The organism is Lysinibacillus sp. NPDC047702 (genome assembly GCF_050272555.1).
Classification (GTDB): domain Bacteria; phylum Bacillota; class Bacilli; order Bacillales_A; family Planococcaceae; genus Lysinibacillus.
This window is the reverse complement of record NZ_JBNNMG010000041.1, coordinates 1-23,878: the sequence shown is the minus strand read 5'-3', so window position 1 is coordinate 23,878 and position 23,878 is coordinate 1. Positions and strand designations below refer to the sequence as shown.

Annotated in this window: 34 protein-coding genes; 3 read left to right on the top strand and 31 right to left on the bottom strand. The window is 37.4% G+C overall.

The genetic code is table 11. The features are described 5' to 3' along the window. Positions 1-6 precede the first annotated feature (6 nt). The 30 genes from ACQKIM_RS17925 to ACQKIM_RS17780 form a co-directional block, all read right to left on the bottom strand. Positions 7-1,593, bottom strand: coding sequence for a phage portal protein (locus ACQKIM_RS17925; RefSeq protein WP_427546344.1), 1,587 nt, complete (start codon positions 1,591-1,593; stop codon positions 7-9). 16 nt (positions 1,594-1,609) lie between these two features. Beyond that, positions 1,610-1,837: a DUF6148 family protein gene (locus tag ACQKIM_RS17920; protein ID WP_427546425.1), complete on the bottom strand. Its 228-nt coding sequence runs from the start codon at positions 1,835-1,837 to the stop codon at positions 1,610-1,612. Between the two features lie 5 nt (positions 1,838-1,842). Then, positions 1,843-3,642 (bottom strand): phage terminase large subunit family protein, encoded by a 1,800-nt coding sequence (locus ACQKIM_RS17915; RefSeq protein ID WP_427546342.1) that lies wholly within the window; start codon positions 3,640-3,642, stop codon positions 1,843-1,845. Further along, a complete protein-coding gene (locus ACQKIM_RS17910) occupies positions 3,635-4,144 on the bottom strand; it encodes a hypothetical protein (protein WP_427546340.1) in 510 nt (169 codons plus the stop codon). The genes ACQKIM_RS17915 and ACQKIM_RS17910 overlap by 8 nt, the downstream gene beginning before the upstream one ends. Positions 4,145-4,683: 539 nt before the next feature. After that, positions 4,684-4,833: a hypothetical protein gene (locus ACQKIM_RS17905; RefSeq protein WP_427546338.1), complete on the bottom strand. Its 150-nt coding sequence runs from the start codon at positions 4,831-4,833 to the stop codon at positions 4,684-4,686. 204 nt (positions 4,834-5,037) lie between these two features. Beyond that, positions 5,038-5,436 (bottom strand): hypothetical protein, encoded by a 399-nt coding sequence (locus tag ACQKIM_RS17900; RefSeq protein ID WP_427546336.1) that lies wholly within the window; start codon positions 5,434-5,436, stop codon positions 5,038-5,040. 18 nt (positions 5,437-5,454) lie between these two features. Further along, entirely contained in the window at positions 5,455-5,679 is a 225-nt protein-coding gene (locus ACQKIM_RS17895; protein WP_427546334.1) for a hypothetical protein, read from the bottom strand. After that, positions 5,679-6,074, bottom strand: coding sequence for a RusA family crossover junction endodeoxyribonuclease (locus ACQKIM_RS17890; RefSeq protein WP_427546332.1), 396 nt, complete (start codon positions 6,072-6,074; stop codon positions 5,679-5,681). The genes ACQKIM_RS17895 and ACQKIM_RS17890 overlap by 1 nt, the downstream gene beginning before the upstream one ends. Then, positions 6,064-6,321 carry a hypothetical protein gene (locus tag ACQKIM_RS17885; RefSeq protein WP_427546330.1) on the bottom strand — a complete coding sequence of 86 codons (258 nt, stop codon included), beginning with the start codon at positions 6,319-6,321 and terminating at the stop codon, positions 6,064-6,066. The genes ACQKIM_RS17890 and ACQKIM_RS17885 overlap by 11 nt, the downstream gene beginning before the upstream one ends. A gap of 314 nt (positions 6,322-6,635) precedes the next feature. Next, positions 6,636-8,882, bottom strand: a complete 2,247-nt coding sequence (locus ACQKIM_RS17880; protein ID WP_427546328.1) for an AAA family ATPase — start codon at positions 8,880-8,882, stop codon at positions 6,636-6,638. Between the two features lie 125 nt (positions 8,883-9,007). Continuing rightward, complete coding sequence (locus ACQKIM_RS17875; RefSeq protein WP_427546326.1) at positions 9,008-9,562, bottom strand: hypothetical protein; 555 nt, start codon at positions 9,560-9,562, stop codon at positions 9,008-9,010. 77 nt (positions 9,563-9,639) lie between these two features. After that, positions 9,640-10,359: a hypothetical protein gene (locus ACQKIM_RS17870; protein WP_427546324.1), complete on the bottom strand. Its 720-nt coding sequence runs from the start codon at positions 10,357-10,359 to the stop codon at positions 9,640-9,642. An 11-nt stretch (positions 10,360-10,370) separates the two neighbouring features. After that, complete coding sequence (locus tag ACQKIM_RS17865) at positions 10,371-10,772, bottom strand: replication terminator protein (protein ID WP_427546322.1); 402 nt, start codon at positions 10,770-10,772, stop codon at positions 10,371-10,373. Between the two features lie 3 nt (positions 10,773-10,775). Next, positions 10,776-12,356, bottom strand: coding sequence for a DEAD/DEAH box helicase (locus tag ACQKIM_RS17860; RefSeq protein ID WP_427546320.1), 1,581 nt, complete (start codon positions 12,354-12,356; stop codon positions 10,776-10,778). A gap of 13 nt (positions 12,357-12,369) precedes the next feature. Beyond that, the gene (locus ACQKIM_RS17855) at positions 12,370-12,990 is read right to left on the bottom strand and encodes a hypothetical protein (protein ID WP_427546318.1); all 621 of its coding nucleotides are present in this window, start codon (positions 12,988-12,990) and stop codon (positions 12,370-12,372) included. Between the two features lie 20 nt (positions 12,991-13,010). Next, positions 13,011-14,168 (bottom strand): ATP-binding protein, encoded by a 1,158-nt coding sequence (locus ACQKIM_RS17850; protein WP_427546316.1) that lies wholly within the window; start codon positions 14,166-14,168, stop codon positions 13,011-13,013. 14 nt (positions 14,169-14,182) lie between these two features. Then, the gene (locus tag ACQKIM_RS17845; protein WP_427546314.1) at positions 14,183-15,505 is read right to left on the bottom strand and encodes an AAA family ATPase; all 1,323 of its coding nucleotides are present in this window, start codon (positions 15,503-15,505) and stop codon (positions 14,183-14,185) included. After that, positions 15,489-15,677, bottom strand: a complete 189-nt coding sequence (locus ACQKIM_RS17840) for a hypothetical protein (protein WP_427546312.1) — start codon at positions 15,675-15,677, stop codon at positions 15,489-15,491. Before ACQKIM_RS17840 ends, ACQKIM_RS17845 begins: the two co-directional genes overlap by 17 nt. A 35-nt stretch (positions 15,678-15,712) precedes the next feature. Beyond that, on the bottom strand, positions 15,713-16,264 hold the full coding sequence (locus ACQKIM_RS17835; protein WP_427546310.1) for a hypothetical protein: 552 nt from the start codon (positions 16,262-16,264) through the stop codon (positions 15,713-15,715). A gap of 143 nt (positions 16,265-16,407) precedes the next feature. Next, complete coding sequence (locus ACQKIM_RS17830; RefSeq protein ID WP_427546308.1) at positions 16,408-16,665, bottom strand: AbrB/MazE/SpoVT family DNA-binding domain-containing protein; 258 nt, start codon at positions 16,663-16,665, stop codon at positions 16,408-16,410. Beyond that, entirely contained in the window at positions 16,662-17,276 is a 615-nt protein-coding gene (locus tag ACQKIM_RS17825; RefSeq protein ID WP_427546306.1) for an HNH endonuclease signature motif containing protein, read from the bottom strand. Before ACQKIM_RS17825 ends, ACQKIM_RS17830 begins: the two co-directional genes overlap by 4 nt. Beyond that, positions 17,273-17,503, bottom strand: coding sequence for a hypothetical protein (locus tag ACQKIM_RS17820; protein WP_427546304.1), 231 nt, complete (start codon positions 17,501-17,503; stop codon positions 17,273-17,275). The genes ACQKIM_RS17825 and ACQKIM_RS17820 overlap by 4 nt, the downstream gene beginning before the upstream one ends. Next, positions 17,504-17,854: a hypothetical protein gene (locus ACQKIM_RS17815; RefSeq protein WP_427546302.1), complete on the bottom strand. Its 351-nt coding sequence runs from the start codon at positions 17,852-17,854 to the stop codon at positions 17,504-17,506. It lies immediately after the preceding gene. Between the two features lie 13 nt (positions 17,855-17,867). Further along, on the bottom strand, positions 17,868-18,926 hold the full coding sequence (locus ACQKIM_RS17810) for a hypothetical protein (protein WP_427546300.1): 1,059 nt from the start codon (positions 18,924-18,926) through the stop codon (positions 17,868-17,870). Then, entirely contained in the window at positions 18,923-19,114 is a 192-nt protein-coding gene (locus ACQKIM_RS17805) for a hypothetical protein (protein WP_427546298.1), read from the bottom strand. Before ACQKIM_RS17805 ends, ACQKIM_RS17810 begins: the two co-directional genes overlap by 4 nt. Further along, a complete protein-coding gene (locus ACQKIM_RS17800; protein WP_427546297.1) occupies positions 19,115-19,348 on the bottom strand; it encodes a DUF6877 family protein in 234 nt (77 codons plus the stop codon). Then, positions 19,338-19,691, bottom strand: coding sequence for a hypothetical protein (locus ACQKIM_RS17795; protein ID WP_427546295.1), 354 nt, complete (start codon positions 19,689-19,691; stop codon positions 19,338-19,340). Before ACQKIM_RS17795 ends, ACQKIM_RS17800 begins: the two co-directional genes overlap by 11 nt. Next, positions 19,688-19,825, bottom strand: a complete 138-nt coding sequence (locus tag ACQKIM_RS17790; protein ID WP_427546294.1) for a hypothetical protein — start codon at positions 19,823-19,825, stop codon at positions 19,688-19,690. The genes ACQKIM_RS17795 and ACQKIM_RS17790 overlap by 4 nt, the downstream gene beginning before the upstream one ends. After that, positions 19,822-20,007 (bottom strand): helix-turn-helix domain-containing protein, encoded by a 186-nt coding sequence (locus tag ACQKIM_RS17785; protein WP_427546292.1) that lies wholly within the window; start codon positions 20,005-20,007, stop codon positions 19,822-19,824. Before ACQKIM_RS17785 ends, ACQKIM_RS17790 begins: the two co-directional genes overlap by 4 nt. Positions 20,008-20,022: 15 nt before the next feature. Beyond that, positions 20,023-20,205 carry a helix-turn-helix domain-containing protein gene (locus ACQKIM_RS17780; RefSeq protein WP_427546290.1) on the bottom strand — a complete coding sequence of 61 codons (183 nt, stop codon included), beginning with the start codon at positions 20,203-20,205 and terminating at the stop codon, positions 20,023-20,025. Positions 20,206-20,593: 388 nt separating this feature from the next. On the opposite strand from ACQKIM_RS17780, the gene ACQKIM_RS17775 reads away from it, so the two are divergent. The 3 genes from ACQKIM_RS17775 to ACQKIM_RS17765 all read left to right on the top strand — a co-directional run bounded on the left by ACQKIM_RS17775 (position 20,594) and on the right by ACQKIM_RS17765 (position 22,751). Continuing rightward, positions 20,594-21,016, top strand: a complete 423-nt coding sequence (locus ACQKIM_RS17775) for a helix-turn-helix domain-containing protein (RefSeq protein ID WP_427546288.1) — start codon at positions 20,594-20,596, stop codon at positions 21,014-21,016. 17 nt (positions 21,017-21,033) lie between these two features. Next, the gene (locus ACQKIM_RS17770; RefSeq protein WP_427546286.1) at positions 21,034-21,483 is read left to right on the top strand and encodes an ImmA/IrrE family metallo-endopeptidase; all 450 of its coding nucleotides are present in this window, start codon (positions 21,034-21,036) and stop codon (positions 21,481-21,483) included. A 77-nt stretch (positions 21,484-21,560) separates the two neighbouring features. Further along, positions 21,561-22,751 (top strand): tyrosine-type recombinase/integrase, encoded by a 1,191-nt coding sequence (locus ACQKIM_RS17765; protein WP_427546284.1) that lies wholly within the window; start codon positions 21,561-21,563, stop codon positions 22,749-22,751. A gap of 522 nt (positions 22,752-23,273) precedes the next feature. Here ACQKIM_RS17765 and ACQKIM_RS17760 read toward each other — a convergent pair. Continuing rightward, on the bottom strand, positions 23,274-23,747 hold the full coding sequence (locus tag ACQKIM_RS17760) for a GNAT family N-acetyltransferase (RefSeq protein WP_427546282.1): 474 nt from the start codon (positions 23,745-23,747) through the stop codon (positions 23,274-23,276). Positions 23,748-23,878 lie beyond the last annotated feature (131 nt).

Sequence of the window (23,878 nt, the reverse complement as noted above, 5' to 3'; positions counted from 1 at the left end):
ACGGTGCTATTCATCGTCAGCATCGTCTTCTTTATCAGATTTATTATTTTGTTGTGATGATTGATTAGTCACATTTAATCCAGCTTCTCTACGTAACTTTTCTTCTATTACTCGTAAATTATGATTCCCAAAGAAATCCCCACCTGTAAGTTCAATAGTTTCCTTAGTACGGGTAGAAAATCCACCTTGCACGCGTAATTCAGCAGCTTCAACTTCTTTCTTTGGATCAAGTTGTCCTTGTGTCGGTCCGTTCCATTCAGCTTTTACATAAGCTTTACGAATAATCGGGTCATCAAAGAAGCCTGGTGCATGAATACGACCTTTTGCTATTGCTTCAGCTAGAAATTCCTCATAAATAGGCTGACAAAAATCATTGGCCAACCAATCACGACGGCGTTTATACATTTTCCATGCTTCTAATAACGCACCACGTGATGCTGAATATGAAGAAGTAAAATGTTTCATCAGCACTTCGTATGGAACTTCTAACGCAACTCCAATTTGACGACAAATAGAAGTAACAAATCCATCAAAAGCTGTATTAGGGCGTCCTGGATTCGTTGTTTCGACTTTTTCACCTTCATTAAGATAATTGACTAATCCATTTCCTAACTCAACAGTTGTATCATCATCCGGATCGATTTCATCGCCTGCACTAATACCACCAAAATCTCCGCCCTGTGGTGCTTCCGTCGTTACAAATACCGTAAACATACCAGAAATAACAGATGCCATTAATTCTGCTTCGCTATAACGATTTAATTGTTTCAACGGCTCAAATACAGAAGCAAGAACTGGAACTCCTCTACGTTGTTCAGGACGTTCCATTTCCATTAAATGAAGTACATTTAAGCGTCCGGTCTTCACTCCAAACTTTTCGACACGCTGCCATTTATTATGCACAGCCATAGCTGAATCTGGATGATAATTAGCGATATGATAAGCAATAACTTCACCTTTTGAATCTATTTCAACGCCATTCACGATTTTATTATCCAATGACATCGCATTAATTGATGAATTACATACACGATCAGCTTCAACTAACTGCACTGTCAATTCATATGGTGTTGTAACACGTTTAACAAGCGGTAATAATGCGAATACATCACCACTCTGTAATTCTGATAAAAAAGCTAGCTGTTGCAATTCATAAAAATTGTTCATACGTGTAACATCACAATCCTTACTAGATGCCCAAAATTCAAATTCACGCTCGGTATTGGTTTCCCATGCATCTGCTTCTTCAGGTGTCATACCTAAATATTCATAATCGATTTGAGCATTTAATTTCAAACCCGAACCAACAACATTCGTCACTGTACTTTTTAATGCTCCGGTTGCAATTGGAGCACCCATAAATAAATCACGTGAGCGTTTTCGTAGTGCTGGAATATTATGCTCAATATCTTCTATTGCAGATCCACCAGATGCCAACCAACCGGCAAGACTCTTCTTTTTTGTACTTGCTCCATGATTCCCGTAACCACTGCTGCCCATACTATTAATCAGATCTGTTTTTTGTCTCGCTATTGAACGGGACAAAGCAATTTTTGGACTAATTATCTGAATTGCTTTTTCGAGAAAATTCAATCACATTCCCTCCTTTCTACAAATCTCGTGGCATGAAACGTTTACTTCGATGAACTTTTCGCCCAGATTCAGTAATTTCTAATTCAGCAACTTTATTTCGCCAATAGTCAATTTGCTTTCGCACTTCTGACAAATTCGCTCGAGTTAATGTGCGACTTCCCACACTATAAGATTGTGCTGTACTAATCGCTAACTCTGCATCTAACCATGATTGTAAATGCACTCGTGCTCGTTCTAATGTAATTATTACTATCGTCCTTTCCGTACGCGTTTTTTCTTCTTCGGAATTGCGCCTGTATATTCTTTCTCAAAATTTGGGTTTACGATTTCAATTGCTGCAGTATTATAAACACGTAAATCGAATGGCTCATTTCGAGCACGCACCTTCACCCAAATATGGTACGGTACACCTTTTTCATGCCGTATCTCTAATTTTTCAGCAGTCAAGCCTAAAAAGTAATTAAGCTCGTAACCATTACCTTTGGGAAAGTGACAATAGTTTGGCCCGACTTCATTTACTTGCAAGCTGGACATTACTCGAGCTTTACCATCATTAACACCTAATGTAACCAGTAACGATTTCAATGGTTTTGGTCGAGACGTTCGTGCAAGCAATGGCACATATTCACCTTTCGTAGCGTTCGCACCCTTAATTGCATAAATATGCCGCGCTTCACGAGCTTTCGTGAAACGATAAACTTCCTGTGTAAAGTGACCGCCTGAGTCGATGCACGTGCAGGTAATACCAAACTGCTTCCCGTTCGCCTTGCTCCATCGTTTTTGAAGCCATAAATCAAGTTGCAGCCATGTTTGCTCAATATTTAAATCTCCATATAAAACATTGTATTCGATCCCCCATGATTCACGGCCAGCTCCCCAACCAATGACTTCTATTTCAAAACGATCATCTTGAACATCCACAGCTGCAGTGAGTACTTTAACTTGTTCAGGTACTTCAGCATCATATTTTTCACGACGCTCGAATAAAATTTCCTCATCAACTTTTGTGCCGCTTTCTTCCCATGATTCGCCAAGAACTGTGTTAACCCATGTTTTTAATTTTTCTTGCCCATCTCGTTTCGCTTCCAAAAAATCACGAACAATTTTATCCCACGTAACCCAAGGACTCGCAAATTGATTTAAGTGAAATCCCCGACGGTGTGAGTGCTTCTTTTGTGCAATCCATTTCCCGTTAGCACGTTTCCACTCTCGTTCGCTATGTAAACAGCCGCATTCTTGGCAAGCGTGATTTACTTCGTCGATTATAAATTCGTTATCTTCTGTTTTGTGATATTCGAATTTTATTTGTCCCCATTTTATCGGCTGGAAGGTATCGCACGATGGGCAAGCCATTGACCACTGTTCCGCTGTGCTATCGTCATACAATTGCTCTATGCGAGATGTACCTTTATCTAGGGGCGTTGACACATAGACAAGTTTCCGATTGGATGGATAGGTTGTTGTACGCATTTTAGCTAAATTAATCGGATCCCCTTCTTTACCAGCTGACACTGGATAACGGTCTACTTCATCACATAATAAAATCCGAATCGGTCTACTGGATAGAGAAGTTGCAGCATTTGCACCGACTATCGCAATCGAGCCACCTAAGAAAGTTTTTTCGTCTATAGTATTCCCAGCGTTTTTGGCTACTTTATCTCGTAATGCCTCACTTGCTTCAATCATCGTTGAAAGTCTTGTTGTAGAGAAATAACGAATCAATTTTTTATTTGGCAACATGAACATTATTGGACATGGATCATAGTCGATATGATAGCCAACCATATTTAACATAAATTCTGTTTTACCAACCTGAGCTGACGCCATAACCGCTACTTCTTCAGTATTTGAATCTGTAATACAATCCATAATTTCACGCATGTATGGTGCACGACTTGTACGCCATGGACCTGCTTCAGCAGATGTATCAGACGTTAAAATACGATAATTATCAGCCCACTCTGAAACTGTTAAATTTGGACGAGGGGACCACAGTTGCGCTAAATCTTTAAATAAATTGATTGTTTTTTCTGCAACCAACTTATTCACTACTTTCTTTCTCAAAAAGTTTTGATGAATAATCTACTAAAACGGTCAAAGTATCTTCAATTTCTGTTTTTAATATTTGTTCAATCGTTTTAGTAGACTCACCTTCTAATTGCCCAGCCATCCGCACAGGTAACGTCAATAATTTCGATTTAGCGCTTAAAATCATATCACCCATAACTAGCCGTACATCTTCTGCAGCATGCAACTGTCCACGTAAATGTTGAAGCTGTAGCTCCGTTTTTTCCTTCTTTAAAATTTCATGCTCAGTTTTTACATCAATGTGACGTGGTTTTCCGTCTTCCTCTTTACCACCTGAAGCATGTTCAATATAAGCAAGAATATTTTCTGCCAAATTATATCTACCACGACCGCATTGTGTGAGTACACCATCACGTGTTAACTGACGAATCCATTGCGGCGTTTTCCCTACCAATTTTGCAAATTCGCTTGTTCCCATTTCCAAAGTAGTAAGGTCATCTACTTTCGCTTTAGATTTTGTCATATCTCACACCTCACTTTCGCTTTTACACTTATATTCTTGCTTCACTTTTCAGAGCATTAGATGAAGGATTTTTTTAGAAGTCGTAACTTTCAGCCTCCACAAGCGAAAGCGAAAGTAAAATTTTTAAATAAAAAATAGACGATCCATGGGCGTCGCGAGCCCCGCATAGCCCTACCCTCCTGGGAAGGACCCAAAGCCTTGGTATGACTGGTTTTATGATAGGTCTCTCACTACTCTATAACCTATTCATGATTATCATTACCCCTCATAAACTCTCTAGCTTTCTTAATAGGGATGTCCATAAGGATGTGCAACCGTTTAGATATAACAGTGAGTTCATTAACAGCTTTCTTTTTCTCGTCTATAGCAACGACTGTATAGACGATGCCAGCAATCAACAACAACATCATGAGTGCACGTATGATTAAGTCCAACACTATAGTCATGTATACCATCGTGACCACGTTCTTCTCACCACCTCTCAAGTCATAATAAAAAGCCACAACTCATTTAGAGTGTGACTTGAAAACGTATATATATTATTTTGGATTCTTATCAACCTGATTGGTTCTTTTTTCTTTGCTGCCTCTCATTAAACTCTTCAACTTACCCAATTCTTCAGATGACATCTTCATCTCACTAGCTTCTTTTCTGAGTTCATAATTATAGATTTCATTTTTGCTTTTCACATGTTCACCCCCATCTACCTACATCATAGGATAAATGGAACGTATTGTCATTATAAAAAGAGACTACCAATTTAGTAGTCTCTACATGGAGTAACCTTTTATGGCAAACCTAGAAATAGTCTCTCCGAAAACTATTACACTACCATAATATAACGGATTTTCAATAGATTCAGCCACTACTTAGTAAGGTACTTTTTTAATACATTACTTTGATGCAACTTTTTCAGCATACGCCATCATACGCATAACATTAGCATGTTTAATCTTGATATAGTTTGTACTGTAATTTAATTCATTAGCAATTGTTTCAAGCGTCTTGCCTTCCACATGCTTACGATAAAGTATTTTGTATTCAAGCCCATCAAATGTACTAATGAGTTTTTTTAAATCATAAAGGTCATTTAATTTATGAGCTAATTCGTATTCGATAGCTTCAATTTTTCCTTCTACATTTGAACCAAGTGATTCGGCTTCAAGCTTATACTTACCTAAATCATAAGGATTTTCCCAACGTCTTAATTCACGTTTGGTCTTACTAAGATTAAATTCAAGGTAAGTAATTTGTTCCTCAAGTTTTCTATAATCCTTCAACCATTCGTACATGTGCAGCACCGCCCTTTATTACGCTTTACTTTTCGTTTCTGCATAAACATCCTCTAACCAGGAAAAAAGCATAACCATTTGTTTTTGTACTAATTTATTGTTATTGTACTTGTTTGCTATTTGCCCCATAGAACTCGAAACCCAATTCCAAAATTCATTACTGTCCATTCCATGCTGCACAGCTACCTGATTCACTTGCATGATCCAATCTGCTACTTCTGCATAAAAAGCTTTGTAGTCCATCAAATCGCCTCGATTCGAATATAGATGCCCGGTATCTTTGCCCAAAATTTTTCTACAATTTCAGAAGCGACTAGGGCATCATCTTCCCAAAAACCACAATCAGTCATACAATCCTTTAGTAGTTTTTGTAGGTTATCTGTATCAGGCTTTGTATATTTGTACTCGCCGTCATGATGATTTGTTGTAATAGGAAAACACCATTTCACCATTAAGCGTAAAGTTGATTTATATTTCAATGCTGGAGCATGTTGGCCAAGATGAGCCATTAATTTTGCACGTGCTGCCTTTAACTCTTCTGGTTCATAAAATACTGGCTTTCCATTTCGCACTGTTACTTGCTTCTGCTGATGTGTCGTAGTTGGTGGTTGCATCGGCATAAAAAATTCAGTTGTCATCTTCGTCATCCTCCCAATCTGCGCCTTGCCATTTGCCGGTTTCTTTATCGTAAATAATCTCACCTTTATTTTTTGCCTGCTCAAACAAGTAATCGATTAATGCAGGTCGTGCTGCAAACCATTTTAAGACTTCGCTCTTACGATAATCGAACGACTCACCTGGTAACGTATGATAAAGCGGTGGCATACCTGCAGCAGTCATCAATTTGGCATTTCTAGTTTTGGTTTTTGTTTTCTTAAAGACCACTTTTATTCCCACCCTTCACTTTTTATTTTTTACGCGCGCTTAGTCAAGAAAAGAGAAAAGTGTGTGGCGGGCCTATGCTAAGCCCACCACTTTTTTCTCTTGACCTTTTGACAGAAAGGGAAATCACAATATTATTGGAGATAATATTGGTCCGTTTCCCTCGGAAAATGTCGAGAATTTCCCGAGAATTTCCCTTCCTTAGCTACCTTGTCAGGAAAGAAGGAAGGGAGGGAAAAACACCGAGAATTTCAACGGAAATGAAATCGAGAATTTCCTTCCTTTCCCTCTATTATTAGGGAAGGAAAAACTCGAAATTATTTCTTTTCCTTCCTTGTAACTTTTCCGTCCTCTATCGTAAATCCTTGATGTTCTTTAATGCGGTTTCGAACTGTCTTTTCAGATACCCCCATGTATTCAGACATTGCTTTTAATGTAATCGTTTCGTCAATACCGCACACTTCAAATGCAGCGTCCACTGCATCGATTCGTGCTCTTTTTGCTTCCTCAGGTGTTTTCTTCTTATCAAAATTTTGTTTCCAGTTAGGTTTGTTCGGCTCATCTAACTTAATATCTTTCAAAATGCCAGTCTCATCAATACGATGAATTGGGTATTGGAACCACATATTGACTGGCTCAAATTTTGGATATTCACGAAGGGTCCCCTCAACACGCCAAGCTGAACGCATATTAATAATTTGAGCTGCTCTACTAATCTCAGTTTCGGCTTTTGCTGCATGTACCGGATCCGTTAACACACGTTTTGCATGTGAGTACATTTGAGATATACTTTGCTCATCATCTTGAGTAACATATTGGTCGAAATAGTTGAAATCAAGCTGTTTTATTGCATTGGTATAGATGCTACACGTCACTTTTTCAATTTGGTGTTTCATTACGTCTTCACTTAACTCTAACTCTACTAAATCGATAATGGCATCTGGATCCCTAGCAAATACACCAGAACCAGATGAACGGTCCATTGACTTCTTCCCACCTTGTCCACCCTTACTGTGATGGTGACAGTAAATCACACTTACACCTAGCTCAGTTGCTACTTTATCGAATTGGTTGGTGAAGTGTGCCATTTGTTCAGCGCTATTTTCGTCACCCGTTAGGACTTTATAAATCGGGTCAATAATAACGGCAGTAAAGCCTTTTTTCTGAGCACGACGTATTAACTTTGGTGCAAGTTTGTCCATCGGTACTACCTTCCCGCGAAGGTTCCAAATATCAATATTGGCAATGTTATCTGGACGAATGCCCATCGCCTTATAAACATCCTTGAATCGATGCAAGGCACTTGGCCGATCTAATTCAAGGTTGACATACAATACTTTTCCTTGCGTACATTGCCAAGCAAGCCACTTGTGTCCCTCGGCAATTGCGATTGATAGTGCAATCAGCGAAAACGACTTCCCTGCTTTTGATGGACCTGCAATTAACATCTTGTGCCCCTGTCGAAGTAGGCCTTCAATGATTGGCGGCGAAAGCTCTGGTAAATTATCGAATACATCTTCTAAGCTTTCAATGTCTGGAAGATCATCGTTAAGGTCCTCAATCCATTCGTGCCACTCTTCCCAGTCGGCTTTACCAATATTAGTATCGATAATGAATTGTTTCTTACCATTACGAATGATGCCTGGTAATCTACTTAATCGAGACGGATTTCGATTTTGGTTATCGATGTTCAAGCCATTCTTTTTACATACGTTATATAAGTAATCAACACGCTTGCGATATTCTTCATAATTGGCTGCATCGACACGTACAATCGCATGCACACTTCTTTTTCCACTGTGTACAAGTACTGCAATAGGGAGCTCCAATTCTCGTAATATAGCATTCTGTTTATCAATGGCCATGTTATCGGACTCAACTAACGCATATCGGTAATCTGATACGTTCTCATTTTTTACGCCCTTTCCGTCCAACGGATTGAAACGGATCCAAGCACCAGCTTCTTCTTTATAGTCACCTAGTACGGCCCCTATATCTTCGTTACATTGGTTTAGTGCTTCTATTAATTGCCCAGCTGTGCGATCGTAATTTCCTGATGTCGGCTTATATATTTTTTCTCCCGACTTCTCATCATCAATTTCATATGTTTGCGTTACATATCCGACATTTTCAGTTGATTGGAAAAGTGTTTCTAAGTAGCGAGTAATTTCACGAACTGGATTCCAATTGATAGGTTCATGAATTTCTTTACCTTCGATCCAGTTTTTATCGATGAATTTATAATCTGCATCTGCACTGATTTCATCATTCCAATCAAGCTCATGAGCATTTTCATCGTTTAAATATTTCGGTTGCCATCCGTTATCTTTTGCCATTTGGGTAATCGTTGCACCGGTGATACCGGAACCTTCGAAACTTGTCCACTTTTTGAAGCATTCACCAGAATGATATCTTGCACCATCTCTAGCGCTCCAAGTATCCCAATCGCTAGCCGTATAACCTTCATGCTTTAAGCTCATTCCAACATTGAGCCATTCCTGATAGTCTAAACTGGATGGATCTATGAATTTTAGTAAAGGGATTAAATCCATTTTATTTTCCAAGGTTCTCACCTACTTTGTTTCTTAATTTTGAACTGATTTCTTACTCATCATTGGTTCACTACCTATAATGCTGAGTGTTTTTAAATGCTTTACTTGCTCAATATTGTTATAAAAAATGAGGGAGATCACTCCCCCTCATACAACTCACGTGCGATAAAGAAATTCCCATCTATATCAGGATTCGGAATGCCATTTACATCATCTTCTAATGTAGCTGGCTCAATTAATAATTTATCTCCGCAGTTATGGCATTTCGTATAATTATTTGTTTCTCGGATATAACGCTTACCTGTATGGCCACAATCACATGTGTAATGTGTTTGATATAATTTTGTTCCATCGTCTGTTACGCGAATATTATGTGGTGTCATTGCTACTAGCTCACCAATCGTCGTATTTAACGTGCGCTGATCATTAATTTTTGGTAATACTTTTGAAACTGGAATACTGTTGCCTTTTGATTCTTCTTTTTTAACAATTGATTGAGATTTTGGTGGTGCTGGAATTGGTTTTGAAATTGTCTTTGGTGATTCTACTGTAACTACTGATTGTAGATTAACTGCAGATGTTGTTGGTCCATTTAAAAAATTAAAAAAACCATCAATTACTTTATTTACTTGCTCACTTTGTACACCTTCAGCAGAAATTTTGCTATTCAATAAATTGATTTTTATTTTCATAAATACATCCCCATTCGTTTATAATTTATTTAGAAAAAATACGGCTGCACGATTAACCATGCAGCCTGTACTACTTACTAGCTCACGATATAAATTCGTTTCGCTTCAATTGCATCTTTCAATTGTTCAAATAAATATAATTTGATTGAATGCATCGCATTTAATTCCCAAGCGCCCCCATCAGCTTCGTGTAAGCTACAGTAAATTTTCTTCTGACCATCATCCTTCACTCGGAAAATAAATTCACTTGCTGGCTGATCTACTTCAACAAACGTACGGTATGGCATAAGCGTATAGCGTTCTTTTAAATCAACATGTGCCAATTCGATACCTTGTTTAACGGTCACTTCTTGTGTAACCCCGCTATCTTTAACCGTTGCGCCTTCACCCACGGTCATATGACTAACTACCTTTAGTAACTCTGCTTTGTCATCGTTAAGACAGAAATTAGCCTGTAAAGCGATTTGGAACATTTCACGCTCAACCCAATTTCCAAAATGAATTTCAGGCAATAATGCTTCTGCACGTAAATATGTCCGGCGGTCATTTGTTGTATTTAATGCATCGAATAAACGGATTTTTGTTGGCGATTCAACGTGAATCATCATTTTTCGCTCTGTATCAAATTCTGATTTCACATAATCTACTAAACCTGTTAACGTATTTACAGTAAATGAATTTACATCTTGCTCAGCTGATAATTCACGATAAGATGGGTCGTAAAAAGAACGTCCCTCGATTTCAATGGACTCTGGTTTAGCCAAATTCAATAATTTTTCAATTGCTGCTGTTAACATAAAATGCCCTCCTAATTCGCGCCCTTAAAGGCTACTGGTTTAATTTTCCCATCTTCTGTTACTGTTTCACCAATGTCTGTTTTTACAACACCTTCTGTTGGGTCAAAAAACATTTGATCTTTTTTACCACTAACTAATTCGCGCGCTGTCAATTTTCCATTATGCTTACCCATAATCATTTTTGATGAAGCTGTTTTCGTTGGAACCAATGTAGATTTCACTTCAACTTCTGTGTCGATGTACTCACGTTTATCATCTGAAGAAAGTGTTAGTGTGATTGTAATTTTCCGTTTTTTGTCTGCCTCCGTATTTGGGTCGTGAATGTTTGCAATAACCTTTTCTAATTCACGCTCAACCTTTTGTGCAACAGCACCATCGGCAAATGTGTTTAAATCAATGCTATGTTGTGACATGTTTTACCCTCCTGTATATTCTTTTGGATTAATCCCATCTGGAATGCGCCATCCATTAGCAGCAATTCGGTCAATTAATCGTTTTGCATTATCAAATGACCACGTTCCTACATGGTCGAAACCACGACTTTCCAGGAAACGAATTTGTTTTGGTGTAGTAAGCCCTTGTTCGCGTCGCTTTTCAATGCGGTCTAATAGCTTGCTAGCTTTACCGGCATTATCGATTTGGTCAGGGAAGATACCCATTTTTTCAAGCTTCTTAATTTGCTGATCACTAGCTGGTCCCATTTCCCAACCAAATGAAGGAACATAATTAGCTAAATCTTCTGCCTGTATGCTCATTTCAAATTGCAATGGATCTACTAAAGCACGCTTACGTTTTTTCATTTCAGCTAATTGTTTTGCTAATGCTTCCTCACGTTGTTCAACTGCATCCTCAGCTGCTTGTTGCTCGACTTCCTCTAAATCTAATGCAATTTCGGATTCTTCAATTTTCTGCGTCATCAACTTGGCCACTTCATCGTTTTGCGCAATTAAATGAGCCGGGTGACATAGCTCATGTCGCTCTGTATGCCATAAAAAATCAAGCAATAATAATTCATTTTTACCAGGATGTAATCGGGTACCACGCCCAACCATCTGACTGTATAACGCTCGTACTTTTGTCGGTCGAAGAACTACTACACAATCAACCGATGGACAGTCCCAACCTTCTGTTAGGAGCATGGAGTTACAGAGTACGTTGTATTTGTCATTTTCAAAATCTGCCAATACTTCAGCACGATCCTTCGATTCTCCATTTACTTCAGCAGCACGGAAACCTTTCGCGTTTAAGATTTCTGTAAACTTTTGGCTCGTCGCAACCAAAGGTAGGAACACAACTATTTTCCGATCTTTTGCTACCCTTACCATTTCATCTGCAATTGACTCTAAGTACGGATCTAATGCTGAGCCTAAATCACTCACCTTAAAGTCGCCTGACTGTTGACCGACTTTTGATAAATCTAGTTTTAATGGAATTGTCAAAGCTTTAATACTGCTTAAATAGCCATTTTTAATAGCTTTGGGTAACGTGTACTCGAAAGCTAAGCTCTCAAATACTGTCCCTAAATTTTTCATATCTCCACGATCAGGTGTAGCTGTTACACCTAATACATTGGCACTTTCAAAATATTTCAGAACGCGTTGATAGCTGTCAGAAATACAATGATGGGCTTCATCAATGATGATTGTGTCAAAAAAATCTTTTGGGAAACGCTCTAATCGACTTTCACGCATCATCGTTTGTACGCTACCCACGACTACTCGGTACCAACTACCAACTGAAGTTTCTTGTGCTTTTTCTGTAGCTGTTTTTAAGCCAGTACTCTTTTCTAATTTATCTGCAGCTTGCTCGAGTAATTCTCCTCGATGAGCTAATACAAGAACACGTTCACCTAACTTCACGCGATCTTCAATTACTTTAGAAAATACAATTGTTTTACCGCATCCAGTTGGTAGGACAAGGAGCGTCTTTTTGACGCCCTCTGCCCATTGTTGTTGAATCGACTGTCTAGCTTCTTCTTGATAATCTCTTAATTGCATAATCAGCTACCCCCTAAAACTGTCCTGGTGTAAATCCGCCGCCTTGTTGTGGTGGATTATTGGTAGGAAAAGGCTGTTGTTGATACTGCGGTTGCGTATTCTGTTGTGGCGGCTGATATGCAGGCTGTTGCTGTTGTTGATATTGTGGTGCTTGCTGCATTGGTTGTTGTGGTGAAGGTTGCATTGAATGTACCTGAATGCCTTTTTTAGCAAGCTCTTCATGCGTATAGAACATATCAACTTTATTGCTTTGCCCCTGCGACCCATCTTTCTTAGTGTAATTTTCAACTTTTAATTTCAAGCGACCTTTTCCGCCAATTACTGCATTCCAATTCATGCGTAATGGTTCGCCTTCTTTCTTCTGACCAATACCTCCAAAGAAGTTTGACAAGAATCCTTCTGTACGAGTGTGCAGCAATAAACTATGCTCTAATTTAATGTCACCGTTGCTCGGTGTGTGAATCGTTAATTCAATTTTAGCTTGATTACAAGCCGGCATTTTCGTACTGCCTTGGAATCGTCCACGTTCAAATTTTGTTACTGTAAAATCGTAGTCACCTTCAGGTAGTAAAATAAATTCTGGTCCATCCTTAACAATTTGGTCATCCCACTGTAATTCTCTTTCTTGATTCATTTCTTGTTCCTCCTAGTTTTTTAGAATGGTAGGTTTTGTTCTCTTAAATCTAAAACCATTCCATATACTTGTTGCCATGCACCTACTAGTACGCCATCTATAAAACCTGGATCATAATTGGTCATTGGTGTGTCTTGCGGATAATACCCTTTTTGACCAACAACCGCCTGTATTTCATGCTCTGCAACATTTGACTGCATCATTAAGTCTCGTAACGATGCAGGAATTGCAGGATTTAATTGAGGTTGTTGTACCGGCTCCTGTTGCTGAACTGGTTGTGTCGGTTGTTGTGGCTCAGGCTGTTGCATTGTTTCTTGTACTGGTTGTTGATATTGGGCTTGTTGTTCAGGAGTCGGCTGTGACGACCATGTTTCTGTTACTTGTGTCGGTTGTTGTATAGGCATTGCGGACTGTGACTGTTGATATTGTTGTACTGGCTGTTTCTGAGAAACATTGTTTTCAAAAATATGAGAGATATGTGCATAATCTAAAGGAAGCTCATCAGGAAGCCCATGACGGTTTTTAGCGTCCCAAGCTGGATGATGTGTGGTAAACATTGTACGTGTACCACCTTGTGCTTTGTGTTTACGTCCCTTATCGTCTGTAGCAACGCTGTACGTTTTATAATTAATGAAGAGAACCATATCCGCCCATTCTTTTACAAGCGATGATGTGCGAGCTGATGTCTTTTTACCGAGCTTCAATTCGTAGCGATCATAGGCTCCCATCTCGTCTGGTTGCTCAAATTTACGAATTTGTGCATGTGCAGTTAAAACAAGGTTAATTCCTTGATCTACGATGTCTTGTAATAAGTTAAGGAAACGACCCATTTCTTCTTCTAATTTAATGTAGCCCGAACCATAGCCAAAGTCCTCGATACTTGCCTTTTGGTTGATATTGCAAATATGTTCAATTGCCATACGTTCCGCCCAATCGACTGTATCAATTACCAATGTTTTGAATGGTCGATTTTGCTTTACATATTCAAGTTGTTGTAACATAAACGTCCAGCTTGTCGGCTTATCAAAGCGAGCAACATCCATGTTCCCTGTACTACCTTCAGTATCGATAAATCCTGGTTCTGGAAATTTTGCTGCAAGTGAAGATTTGCCAATACCTTCTGGTCCGTATAAAACAACTTTTTGAGCAGTAGCAACTTTACCTCGCGTAATATTCATGTATAATCCTCCTTTTAAAATTCACCTGGTGTCCATTTAGGTGATTCTGCAACTGTTGCCTGTTGTTGCACTGGCTCAGTAAATGCTGCGCTGTCTTGACCTGCTACATAGCCATCCTCGATGATGATTGAGCATTCGTTACCTGTGCTAACTCGAGTTGCAATTGCTTGTAAACCTTCTTGCTCAAGCCACTGTCCAAATTCTTGTAGCGTCGCCATATCCATTTGCTCAAGCTTATCGAGTAATATAAATCCGCAATCCGGTTTAAGCTTACGCACAATCGCTGTAGATACTTTTAACTGTTCAGCACCCGACATATTATCCCAACGTTGGCCGTTATAAAGTAGCTCACCTTCAGCAACCGATAGACCAGGTAACGGTAAATTCGCATTTCCTAACAACTCTGTTTTTTGGTGGCGAATATCTTCAATGTTGGCAGTCAATAGGTTGTACTGATTGACACATTCATTCGCGTCCATTTCAGCTTTATCTTTATCAAGATTTGCACGTACACGACGATTGAGTTCATCGATCTCTTGGATATTCGCCTCAAGCGCTTCTGTCGATTCATCAAATAAATCGAGTGCCGACTTTTTAGCAATCTCTAAATCTTGTGCCGTTTTTGCTAGAGCCATCTCAGCATTGGCTAATTGTTGCTTAATCCGTTCGACTTCTTGCGCCTGAAATGTATATTGGCGCTCGTAATTTGCAAGCGACTCACGTTTACGTTGGTTTTCTCCATTCCTTGCTAAAATTGATTGTTGCTGTTGAATCAACTCAGAAATGGAAACAGGTTCTTTCGGGACGTCTGGAAAATATGGCTGCTCTTTTGCAAACTTTTTCTTTTGATCTGCAATTCGACCAATAGCAAGTCTTTCGTTATACAGCTCTTTTTCCTGTTGTTCTAGTTGATGTAATTGCTGACCTACACCAATAATTTGAAGTAAGATATTCGCCTTTTCTTGGCTAGTCGAATTCATGAATTTTGGTAAATTAATAGCTAATTCTTCTACAAAGCTATCCAGTAGGCGTTGGCCTGCTTTTTGACCATTCGGATCAATTACTTTAAGGTCTGAATTTTTACCTTTACGTTCGACTACAAGTCCATTGGATAAAGTTAATTGTAGATTTGGTGGGACAACTGAACCTTCACGTGTTGCTTTTGAAGGCTTATATTTATTACCACCTAATCCCCATGCTATCGCGTCTAATACACTTGTTTTACCTTGTCCATTATTACCACCAACGATTGTCAATCCGTTAGGTGTTGGCTCAATTTTTACTGCTTTTACACGCTTCACATTTTCTATTTGAAGCTTATTAATTTTGATTGCCATCGTTATCCTCCTTTATATTTAACCCCTGACGTGCTAGAGCATGAATTTTTTCATACGTAGGATTGAAGCTATTTAATCCCCTAGTAATCGATTCAATTTCTCTTAAAGAATTAAGCATTTCATTGAGTCGTTTTTCAGGGATTGTTACTGTTGTAACTTCTTTTTCAGCCATTACCATAAACACCCCATTCGTGTTATAATAGGTTCCTAATTGGTTTGTACTAGGTCACTTTTGCGGAGTGACTTTTTTATGTTCCAAAAGATTTCGTTTCCTAAATAAAACGAACTCTTTTGTCGAGCTTTTGCCAAGGACTCATCTTTGGACATAAGTGGAGTGACAGCAGCTGTATGCATGTCCATCCCACTTTTTACACGTCTTCGGAATGTCTGATATGATATGCCATTTTTTTCTGCTAAAAGCACCAGTTCAATTGGATACTTTCTTCTTTTTTCAACATTTCCACTCCTACGCAATGGATGATTTGGTGGTAGGGTTGGTTCCGTACATGCCCTTTCTATATCCCATCCATATTGAACTCTCCAACGAAATGTATTAGGGTGAATATTATTTTCCTTTACCTTATCCATGATGTGTTTTGGATACTTACGTTGTTTTTTGACAGGTGTATTTAATGCTTTCGATTTACTCCAACCCAGTCTTCGGATTCTGTAATCAAGCGTTTTTTGTGAGATACCTCTCGCTTCTGCAAACTCATACTCTTCATCCGTAATGTAGTAGTCATAAGGATTTCGAGTCATTTATATCACCCCTTCGTCATTACTATAGTGCCGCGCTGCCATTCAACTACAAACTCATGAAACTCCCAACCTTTGTATAGTAGGTTGTTAGCTACAAAGTAATCGCCCAGGACTTCTAGAAGACAATCATTCATTTTCTTCACCTACCGTATTAATTTAATAGCGCGTTCAATTGTCTCGAGCACATTTGGATTTTTAGCACCATCAGCCATCTTCTGCAAATTAGCAATAACTTCGGCCTTTTCAGTATTTGGCTGGTATTTTTTCAAGATGATTTTGTCGCCATCGATGTAGATTTCTACTGGATCCTTTTCCTCGATTCCTAATGTGCGGCGTAATTCTTTTGGAAGTACCACACGACCTAACTCGTCTACTTTACGAACAATACCTGTTGATTTCATTTTGTTTTCTCCTTTCGTTTAAGAGCTCCAACTTTGCCGTAAATTTCAGCAATAATTAATCCAGATTTAGTGAGCTCAGGATCACTATTAAATAATTTATTTTGATTCATCCTCGCCAGCTGCGCTTGAGAAATTAACTGTAAATTCTCTAACAAGATATTTTGTTTATCCCTATCAAGGAAAATCAGAACATGACCTTTTGGTATTGGACCATTTGCTTTTTCCCAAATAACTTTGTGCTTGTGTCTCCAACGTTCATGCCAAGCACCTGTGTCAGATACTTTAATTAGTACATAACCATCACGGTCCACACGTTCATAGCCAACAGGTTTATAGTTCTTAGGCTTGTCACCTTTTTTAAATGATGTTTTATTTACTTGGCCAGGGAACTTTTTACCCTTATTAACAGGCGTGCTACCCTTTTTGAAATATCCTGTACGTCCACAAGTGATATTGTGATTTTTTAGGCAAGCTTTTAATTGTCTCAGATTGATATTTAACTGAAATTGTTGATTGAATAAAACCAACAAATCACGTTGACTATTTGATGCATAATACTTACGTAAAAACTCTTTTTGCTCATGTGTCCAGGTATGTCGCAATAACCTCACCCTTCCAACATTTTTGGTTTTTGTAATTCTTTAGATGCGAATTCCGTGTGAAATTTTTGTGCTTGTAACACCAAACTTCCATTCGATACTATTTGATTAGCAACACTTGTTATTGCTCGAGCACGATCGATTTCTTCAGTTAATTTTTGTCCTTTCAAATCCTCATCACTTAAGCGCTCTAACTGTGCAAATAAATGGTTGTTTAAATCGCCTAATGTGTTTCGCAATTAACAATTCACTCCTTTGATTTTTATGTTGAATGCTGCAGCTACGTAACGAATTCCTTGCCTTACACCTTCCTGATGAGGCTTCCAAAAGTTACTTACCTTTAAGTTATATATTTCAGCAACTTCTTCTTCGGGTGTTTTTATGACCACATACTCACCGAAACAAATTTGAACGGCTTCTTCTAGGCTATAATGTGCTTTTAATAAATCTGCGAGATTACCTGCATGAACACTAGAAGCAGATATTCCATAAAATACATTTCCAATTTCACGTATTAAGAAGGCTTTATTAAGCACTTCACATGCCTTTACAGCATCTGCTATTTCTTGTGTGACTTGTACCTTGTCCATTCAATCACCCCATTTAATATTTAGCGTTAGTGTCGTTGATGATTGTAGTAACTTCTTCAATCTCACAGTATTCAAAGTTGTTGTAATTTTTATTGTTTTTTAGATTGACGAAATCAAACCAATCTCCATTCCTTTCAACAACCTTGTGAGGTTCGTCAAGAACTTCATTCCAAACAATAATATGTCCTAGGACAATTTCATTCGGCTGCACCGCCTGTTCAAACTCACTAACGTCAAGACCAAGCGCTCGTCCTAATGCAATGGCTTTTCCAATGTGTTCGTTGAATACGTCATTTGGATTGCAATTTGCTTGTCTGAACATCATTAACATTCCGTTACTGTCATAAATTAAAATTTGAACGGTATGACCAACAATATTCCATTCAGTACGATATTTAGATTTATGTTCATCAACGAACTTCTTAGCCTTCTCAATAATTTCAGCACGTTGTTGATTTGGTGTTAGTGACTTGGATTCGATTAATTCATAGACATCAACTGTTTCCAAAGTGCGGTTATGAATTTCACTATAAACACAACATTCGTCGGTACCTATCACAATACATTCATCATCATCAATATCCATTAGATAAGGTGTATTGTTTTTTGGAATATGGTTATTTGTTTGATTTCTAAAAATCACCACATCTCCAACTTGCGCTTCACGATCAACCTTGCGATATTTATCACCTTCAAATTCGATGATGTCCCCAACAGTTGTGGAAGGCTCCATCGGTTTTTTGCCACGTAATTCATGAACAATTAGCTTTAATTCACTAATTTCTTCTGATTGTTTTGCAACTGTATCTTCTAATACTGTGATGCGTTCATTTTTTGTAAGTTTCTTTTCAACTAACTCGATGTATTTATATTCATAATCACAAATAGAGAATGGATTAGAGTGATTATCAAAAATTTTTATATGTTCTACTGCAGTTTCCGTTTTTTCATGAAACGAAAGGATTTCATATTCCTTTCCAGTAGTTACTTTGTATCGGTGATTACCTATCAACGCCTGTCCATCTAAAATACGAACCTTATCCCCAATACTGCCTACATTAAACTTTGTCATTTCGCATCCTCCTGTGGTAAAATACCAGTGATATTTGATTGTTTTAAATTTTTATTCTGCTTATCATCGGTTGCCGCCTTTGATAAGCTTTTTTGCGCCTCAATTTGGGCATTCTGTGCATCCTCGATGTCTTGCCAGTATTCTGATTCACGATCATATTCTTCTGCGTGTGAATAACCTATACGCAATCAATCACCTCCCCTCAAAGCTGCATAAACTTTCTTCGCATAATCGACTTGCTGCCTAATGTATGGATCTGTTTCTTTACCACCACTGGCAAGCCAGTCACCTATACGCTGTTTCACATCTGATAAAACGTTTAATGGAAGATATAAAGCAATTTGATGTAATTCAAATAGTGGACTAACAACACTTGTTAGTGCTTCACTGACTAATTCAACCGATACTGGTTTAATGTTCATCTGATTCACCTGCCAATGCTTCTCTGATCTCAATACATAAACCAGAAATTTCGTTATCGTGAATGTTATTAATACCTCTAATCGAAATTAGTTTGTTTTGAACATTTTCAAGTGCTTCACGTAATCGCTGATTTTCTTCCTCGACTTTCAATAATCTTTCAATGTCAATTTCGTAAAAAACTTCACGATTATGCTTTGTAGCCCCTGTTATTTTTATGAATGGCTCTAGTAATTTGTTATTAATAGCAGCTACCCATTGTTTAGCGTAGCTTTCCTGTTGATCAGGTTTCATACCATTGTAAAAATTTGATTGTCTACGAGATTGATGGAAACTACCCTTCATTTTGTTTCACCTGCCTTTACCTGAGCCCATCTTGCTGACCACATAGCAACAGTTTTCATAATTGCCTCACGCAATTTTTCAGTTCTGTTATCATCAGATTTTTCAGCCCGCCACTCTAGGTTGGTTGTGTTCATTTGGTTTCACCGCCCTCTGTATTAGTGATTAACCAATGCTCAATTGTAGGTCTGTGAAATAAAATCCTTCCTCTCACTTTTGTATGAGGAATCTCTTTTTCACGCGCCATGGTGTAAATGGTTGTTTTACTGACACCTAATTCACTTGCAACTTCCTCTACTGACATAGTGAGTTTTACCATATGTTTCACCTCACTTTAAATATCTAAAATCTTACGAATATGCTTGATATGTTCCTGAACCTTTGGACCATTTCTTTTACCACGAATGATGTCTGATAAATAAACACTCGAAATGCCGACCATTTCTGCCAATTTCTTTTGGCTCATATTGCGTTTGAAAAGTTCATTTCTTACTTGAACCCCTAAATCTTCTGGCATATAGGAACCTCCTTTTGAATCAATTGACGTTGCTACCGTCATGTAAGCTATAAGTACGTATGTTTTATACCGTCATTGGCTCGGTATAACAGCGCTCATATGAATTGGAAAATATTAGAGCTAAATTATTAGCTAATTGTATTGACTTGAAGTATCCAATAGTATACTATTTAGACATAGCTAAATAAGACTTTAAAAAGCCTTTGAACTCAACACTTAAACCGTTCCCCAACGAAATAACGTGTTTTTTATAGGTCGTCTTTTCTATTGTCTTTTAGCTAATAACTTAGCTTATGTGAACATGATAATACAATTGGATACTTTAGTCAACCACAAAATATCCAATTGTATTATTTATTTTCTCTAAGTATCCAGAAAGGTTGATACTATGCTATTTGATAGAGTAAAAGAATTAGCAGAAGAACGCGGAGAAAATTTGAAAATAGTTGCTCAAAAACTTGGATTTAGCGAAAATGCTTTTTATAAATGGAAAACACAAAGTCCTAAATCAGAAACTTTGGAGAAGACTGCAGACTACTTTGATGTATCTGTTGACTACCTACTAGGTCGCACTGACAAGAAGCGTTACTTCGATTTAACTGAAAAAGATGAACTTGCTATTCAAAGAGAACTCAAAAAAATAATTGATGGCGAGGACGTAGACAACGCATTCGCAGCCTTTGACGGAAGAATTTTAGATGAATTAGATGAAGAGGATAGAGAATTGTTAATAGCTTCTTGGGAAAACACTTTACGTTTAACTAAGCGTATGGCAAAACAGAAGTTTACACCAAAGAAATATAGAAATTAAAGTGCGGTGATGTTTTGATGGGTATTAAAAAACTTGTTGGTCAATTAATTAAAAAATATGGTACGATAAATCCTTTTGAGTTGGCGAATTTACTAGGTATAGTCGTTGTTTTTGAGCCATTAGGGTCAATTTACGGCTATTATAGTAAATCTCACCGGGCAAAAGTAATTCATATCAATGAGAATTTACCATACAATATACAATTTTTAACGTGTGCTCATGAATTAGGACACTCTATATTACACCCAGAAATAAATACGGCGTTTTTAAAAAAGAATACTTTATTTTCTACTGACAAAATTGAAATAGAGGCTAATACATTTGCTGTTGAGTTTTTGTTACCAGACGAATTATTTAATGAACAATGTTGTTCAGGTTTTACCATCTACGATGCTATAGAAGAAAAAGGAGTTCCAATTGAGCTACTTTCTTTAAAAGTCGTTGATGGTAAAAAAATTTTACCTTAAAAAGAACACATATTCCCATTAAAGGTGGTGATTAGTTAAAGCATATCTGAAAGTTAAATCGAAAGGAGAAATTTTAAATGGCAAGTATCGTAAAACGCGGAGATAATTCGTATCGTTTCACTGTTTATTTACCAAAAGACGCTAGAGGTAAATATCCACGCGAGACAAAAACAATCACTATTGAAGAAAAAATGACGCCTAAACAGTTGAAGGAGTTTTTAGATCGAGAGTATCTAAAATTTAAAAACGAAGTTTTATCAGGAAATTATATAAAAGTAGAAAAAATCATTTTTAAAGATTTTGCAGAACAATGGGAGAAAGATTTTGCTTCTACACTTGCTTTAACTACGTATGGAAATCATCAGCGTAAATTAGAATTGCATATAAATCCTATCATAGGTCATATGCCTATGGATCAAATCAATGCATTTCATCTTATGTCCGTTGTTCGAGACATGAAGCGATATGATGGTAAAGATGAGCCTGTCACTTATCACAGTAAACAAGATGTGTATAGAACACTAAAAAGCATATTTAAGTATGCCGTGAAGTGGAATGTTTTATCTAACAACCCTATGGATGGAGTAGAAAAGCCTCGTCCAAGTGATACCGATGATGTAGGTAAAGAAATGCAAATTTATGAAGAAGATGAGATTGAAACATTGTTGTATATGCTACAAAGTGAACCTGAACTGTGGAAAATGATGTTCACTTTAGCATTGGCTGCTGGATTGCGAAAAGGAGAATTGTTGGGTTTAGAGTGGAAGGACGTAGATTTTGATAATCAACAAATATATATTCACCAATCTATCGTTTTGACTAAACAAGGTCCACATATCAAAACGACTAAAACAAAAAAATCTAAACGTTATGTGACATTACCTGAGTCAGTTATGGAAGAATTAAAAGCATATCGTATACATTGGGCAAAAGAAAAATTGAAAAAAGGTGGTAAATGGATCGAACAAGATAGAGAATGGCTATTCCATTCATTTGATGGTACTCACTTGTATCCAACAAGCCCTTCTAAACATTGGAAAAATTTTATCGATGGACATAAATTTAAGTACATTCGGTTACATGATTTGAGACATACTTCAGCATCATTATTAATCGCACAGGGTGTGCATGCTAAAATTATTAGTGAACGTTTGGGGCACGCTGATATTTCAGTGACAATGAACACGTATGGACATGCTTTTAAATCTGCTGATCGTGCAGCTGCTGACAAATTAGATAACTTCTTTAAAGTAAAAAAACAATCTTAATATCAGTTAAAATAACTGGTGCTATATTGGTGTTAAACTGGTGTTAAAATTGTTTATAAATAATTGTAATCAACAATAATTAATGATAAATACTTTTTAGAAAGCTTTTATTAACGGCATTTATTGCTATTATTTATAAATAATTTTCGTGTAACAACTCATTTGAGGAGTGGTGGTTTAAAACTTTCTATAATAACTACGGCATACGCGGCTTTTGAAATTAATCATACAGCCACTAGGCTTTTGAGCGAGTCACTCTTCATTATTGGAGGGTGATTTTTTATATCAAAATAAGCGTTGTTGCAAAACTGTTGCAAAAATTGTTGATAATTAATGATAAGAATTAACACACTACAATCTATACTTCTTTTTATCCACAGTTTTTTTATAGTTGTGGAGGAGTTTCCATCTATCTTGTTTCCCAAAACAAATTTGTTAATGAACATAAAAAAGACCACCCATCACAGAGTGGTCGCTTAGTTTATTCAGTTAAGACCTTTTAGTTCAGTGAGTAACTAGAATTTAATCTAATTTTTTTACAAATAAAACTCTGTCTTGATTTGGTCCGTTGTAGTCTGTATTTAATGATAGTCCATCAATAATTCTATCTCTATTTTCAATTTCAAAACCCAACTTGGTATGATAGGCAATCGAAACTTTATTGACAGGTGACGTTATACAACGAACAATACTTCGATTATTCCGCTTTACTACATTAAAAAATTTATGGTATAAATGTTTTCCAATATTATGCTTTCTGTATTCAGGATGAACTCCAACAAAATGAATATACGCCTCTTCTGAATGAGTTTGAGAAAGGAATCCTATTAGAAAACCCACGAGTTTACCATCCTTTTCTGCAATGAAACTTGTCTGTGTAAAATGATCGAAGAATAATTTTGGTAACAGATGAGACACATTCCTGCCATCCCACCACTCATTAATTAGAGGTGATATTACATAGTAGTCTGAGCCTTTAACTGAACGAATTTTCATTTTAATCCCCCTATTTATGTAAAAATTTAACTAAACTAATGGCTCTTCACCAAAACATGTGCTTGACTAAGAGCCATACTGAATCCATTCGGCATTGCATTCTAGTAAAATTGTCTCTTTATAGTGCTGCG